At 62.5% G+C, this 4,394-nt stretch carries 2 protein-coding genes and 4 pseudogenes; 3 read left to right on the top strand and 3 right to left on the bottom strand.

Going from position 1 to position 4,394, the window contains the following annotated elements:
- The first annotated feature begins 58 nt into the window (after nt 1-58).
- From VG320_RS26765 to VG320_RS26755, 3 genes and pseudogenes are all read left to right on the top strand, one after another.
- A pseudogene (locus VG320_RS26765) lies at nt 59-1,232 on the top strand (IS3 family transposase).
- 33 nt (nt 1,233-1,265) lie between these two features.
- Nucleotides 1,266-2,597 (top strand): annotated as a pseudogene (locus VG320_RS26760) (nitrite/sulfite reductase); the annotation flags it as partial.
- Nucleotides 2,594-2,989: a DUF934 domain-containing protein gene (locus tag VG320_RS26755; RefSeq protein WP_327203086.1), complete on the top strand. Its 396-nt coding sequence runs from the start codon at nt 2,594-2,596 to the stop codon at nt 2,987-2,989. The pseudogene VG320_RS26760 and the gene VG320_RS26755, both read left to right, overlap by 4 nt.
- 162 nt (nt 2,990-3,151) lie before the next feature.
- On the opposite strand, the gene VG320_RS26750 is transcribed toward VG320_RS26755, so the two are convergent.
- The 3 genes and pseudogenes from VG320_RS26750 to VG320_RS26740 form a co-directional block, all read right to left on the bottom strand.
- The gene (locus VG320_RS26750) at nt 3,152-3,403 is read right to left on the bottom strand and encodes a cobalamin-dependent protein (RefSeq protein ID WP_327203085.1); all 252 of its coding nucleotides are present in this window, start codon (nt 3,401-3,403) and stop codon (nt 3,152-3,154) included.
- A 166-nt stretch (nt 3,404-3,569) separates the two neighbouring features.
- A pseudogene (locus VG320_RS26745) lies at nt 3,570-3,858 on the bottom strand (integrase core domain-containing protein); the annotation flags it as partial.
- A gap of 71 nt (nt 3,859-3,929) precedes the next feature.
- A pseudogene (locus VG320_RS26740) lies at nt 3,930-4,245 on the bottom strand (DUF1840 domain-containing protein).
- Nucleotides 4,246-4,394: the final 149 nt, after the last annotated feature.

Below are 4,394 nucleotides of genomic sequence, written 5' to 3'. Positions count from 1 at the left end.
AGGCCGGCGGAAAAAAGTGGATGCCAACGCTTCGTAAAATAGAGGAACGGAGGCATAGATGAATCGAATCCCGAAAGCGGTCTACACGAAGGAATTTCGCGAAGAGGCAGTCAAGCTCGCACTGACGGACGGCGTCGGTGTGTCGGAAGCGGCACGCCGGTTGTCGATCCCGATGAAGTCGCTGGCGAACTGGGTGTACGCCGCGAAGGCGGGCAGACTCGGCAAGGTTGGGCAACAGCAAAAGCCACTGACCGAGCTGGAGATGGAGCTGAACCGGGTCAAACGGGAACTGGCCGAAGTGAAGATGGAGCGCGATTTGTTAAAAAAGTGCGCGGCCTACTTCGCGAAGGAGTCGCGGTGAAGTACGGCGTGATTGAGCAGATGCGACAGGACTACCCGGTACCGCCAATGTGCCGGCTGCTCGGTGTGTCGACCAGCGGGTACTACGCGTGGCGCAAACGGCCACCGTCGTCCCGTACGCAACAGGAACCCCGTCTGGAAGCAGAGATCCTCGCCGCGCACCAGCGCACGCGCGAAACGTTTGGTGTTGAACGACTGCAGAAAGATTTGCTGGAACACGGTGTGCGGGTTGGCGTGCATCGCATCAAGCGATTGCGCAGCAAGCTTGGATTGCGTTGCAAGCAGAAGCGCAAGTTCAAAGCGACAACCAACTCGAAGCACGAGCTGCCAGTCGCGCCGAACCTTCTGAACCAGGATTTCGCGGCAACCGCGCCAAATCAGGCCTGGTGTGGCGATATCACGTATATCGCGACCGACGAAGGCTGGCTGTACCTCGCCGGCCTGAAAGATCTGTACAGCGGCGAACTGGTAGGCTACGCCATGGGCAGCGCATGACGAAGCATCTGGTGATGCAGGCGTTGTTCCGCGCCGTTGCATCGCGCCGCCCGGCGCCGGGTCTGATCCATCACACAGATCGCGGGTCCCAATACTGCGCGCACGCCTATCAGGAACTCGTTGGCCAGTTCCACATGCAGGCATCAATGAGCCGACGAGGAAACTGCTTCGACAACGCACCGATTGAGTCGTTCTGGGGCACGCTCAAAAGCGAGCTGGTCTATCATCGACGCTTCGCCACACGCGAAGAGGCACGGCGAGCCATCTGCGAATACATTGAGATCTTCTATAACAGGCAACGCACGCAAGCTCGACTTGACTACCTGTCGCCTGTAGCATTCACGCAGCGATACTATCTGAATCAGGTCGCTGCTTAACCCGTTGGCGTCCACGCGTTCCGACCGCCCTCACGCGCCGGAGTTGCGCCGGACGAGATTGCCGACCCGCGCCCCTTCGCCGAAATCGTGCGCCAGTGGACGACGCTGCATCCCGAGTTCGCGTTCCTGCCGCGCAAGTTCAAGATCGCGGTGACGGGCGCCACGGAAGATCGCGCGGCGACCGGCTGGCACGACGTTGGGCTGCGCCTCGTCCACGATGAAAACGGCGAGCTGGGCTTTCGCGTCACGGTGGGCGGCGGCATGGGGCGCACGCCGGTTATCGGCATCGTGTTGCGGGAATTCCTGCCGTGGCGCCACATCATGAACTACATCGAGGCGATCGTTCGCGTGTACAACCAGTTCGGCCGGCGCGACAACAAATACAAGGCACGCATCAAGATTCTCGCGAAAGCCGAAGGCCAACGCTTCGTCGACGAAGTCGAGGAGGAGTTCCGGCAGATCGTCGAGTTCGACGGTGGCCCACATACGATCCCTCAGTCCGAACTGGATCGCATGCGCGCGTATTTCGCCGTGCCTGCGCAAGTGGCCGCGTGCCGCCCCGCCGCCGCCGCCGCTGCCGCCGCACGCGAGGACGCGGCCCGCCAAACGCCGCAGTTCCAGCGCTGGCTCGAGCGCAACGTCGCACCGCACAAGGAAGCGTCGTTGCGGATTGTTACGCTCTCGTTCAAACGCGTCCTCCAGGCGCCAGGAGACGCATCGGCGGACCAGCTCGAACGCGTCGCGGATCTCGTGGACCGCTTCTCGGCCGGCGAAGCGCGTGTCACGCACACACAGAACATCGTCCTGCCATGGGTGCATGCCGACGACCTGCTGCCGCTCTGGCGCGCGGCCGTCGACACGCAGCTCGCCAGCGCCAACGTGCACCTGCTCACCGACATGATCTCGTGTCCTGGCGGCGACTTCTGCGCGCTCGCCAACGCCCGTTCGCTGCCGATCGCACAGAGCATCATGGAGCGCTACCAAGACCTCGACGAACTAAACGATATCGGCGAGATCGATCTGCATATCAGCGGCTGCATCAATTCGTGCGGCCATCATCACAGCGGGCATATCGGCATACTCGGCGTCGACAAGGATGGCGCAGAGTGGTACCAGATTACGCTCGGTGGCGCGGACGGCTCCACGCGCAGCGGCGATGCGCGGCCCGGCAAGGTCATTGGCCCGTCGTTCGCCGCGCACGAGGTGACCGACGCCGTCGAAGCGGTGATCGGCTGCTATCTGGCGCAGCGCGAGCACGGCGGCGCACGTCGCGAGACGTTCATCGAAACCGTCCGCCGGGTCGGACTCGAACCATTCAAAGCGGCCGCGGACGCCGTTCGCGCAACAGCGGAGGATCCAGCATGACGACCATTGCACGCATTCGTCTGCTCGGCCAACACGACAACGCCGCCGATGCAGCCACGCCAGTCCTCGCCTTACCAAACGACGCGGACCCACTCGCCCATGCTGCCGAAATCGCTCACGCCGCGCGAGTCGAATTGCACCTCCCGTCGTTCACCGATGGCCGCGCGTATAGCCAGGCCTATCTCGTGCGTCGCAGACTCGGCTTCAAGGGAGACCTGCGGGCAACGGGCGAAGTGCTCGTCGACCAGTTGCTGCAGATGGAGCGCATGGGCTTTTCGAGCGCGGTGCTGAGCACGGACATCGACCTCGCAGACGCACAGCGTCAGCTCGAGCGCTTCCCGGCGTTCTATCAGGGCGATCTCATCCGCGAAGCGCCGTACCGGGAAGGTTGAACACCGCATCGTCACGCGCAGCAATCCTGTAGGGACGACGCCACTTCATTCGGGATTCCCAATATAGATAGCGCGATCTGATCGAGCGGCGTGTCCGGTCCGAATATCTTGAGTACACGCAGGTGAACAGCGATTCGTGATGCGCCTCCGGCACGATGCCGGCTAGCACCACCGGGCACCGCAACCGCGCTCGCGCAATGCGCCGAGCAGCGCGGGCACCAGCGTCGCGTGCGCACCCGCGAGCGTCGAAACCCCGACGATATCGGGCTCACGCGAGTCCGCCCAGCCAGCCGCCTCGTACGGCGTCGCGAAGAGCGGTCCCAGGCTGGCTTCGAAACCGGCGTCGGCGAGTGCCGCCGCCATAACACGCGCGCCGCGATCGTGGCCGTCCTGCCCCAGCTTCAAGAGCGCCAACCGCGGCTTGCGTCTATATGCTGCGCACCGGTGCGAAACAGCGTTTTGCGCCGCCCTCCACGCGGCGTCGCCCTCGCGTGCGGCCGCCCGGGGGACGCCGCGCATGTGAGCGCAGCGTGCCAGCGCGGCCATACGCACTCGAGTGCCGCGGCGCATTCGCCAACGGTGGGCGCCTTGGCACCGAGTGAGCCGTGCGGATGGGGCCAGGGTAGTCAAACTGGCACTCTTCAAGTCGCTGGTCAATCTCGTCCTCGGCCGGGGCGTAGCTGGACCAGAACTCGTTCAGGTCAGTCAGCTGTGAACGCTCGACCTTGCCGTCGAGGTGTGGCGAGCGTGGCGGAATCGGTCGAAATTTGACGCATTCGCATTAGACGTCGCCGCACCGATCCGGCGAAGAACTCGCCACCTCAATCAGTCTGGATACGCTGGATCGGGAATGGCATCTCCTCGACGAGCAGGGATTTCCAGTGTGCCTCGCAGGAACTCGATTCCCTCTCTGCAACATAGTCTGGTTGGCGATTTACGTCTATAGCCCCCAGATGATGTCTGCATCCAGTTTGCGGGCTTCACGCAGCATATCGAGAAACGGCCACGCCCGCTGCGAAAGTCCACTGCGCGAGTCCTGGCCGCGCTCGCGGAAGTACTGCAACGATTCAAGCGCAATCTCCGCTTTTTTGTCGTCCGAAATAGCCGCTTCAAGGCGGCTGATGGCACACGGCAGTTCGTCATGCAGGATTACCCCGCGTGTATCAAGCCGCTTGCCGATGAGCCCCAGCAGATACTGCGAAAGATCCCTGAGCAAGGACATCAGCCGAGGCGGTCGATTGAAAGGTGACCAGCATGATGGCTCCTCGCTTTGATCACTATTGCACTTTTGCACCAGACACGATTCGGACGCTACCATCGCCCTTCGACTGCGACAGCCTGGGCGTTCATTGAGTCACGAGAGGGCTTAGCTTCATTTTATATCACAATGTGATCAATTGAAGCA

Origin of the sequence: Paraburkholderia sp. (assembly GCF_035948235.1) — a bacterium.
Taxonomy (GTDB): Bacteria; Pseudomonadota; Gammaproteobacteria; order Burkholderiales; family Burkholderiaceae; genus Paraburkholderia.
This window is presented reverse-complemented; position numbering and strand designations above follow the sequence as displayed.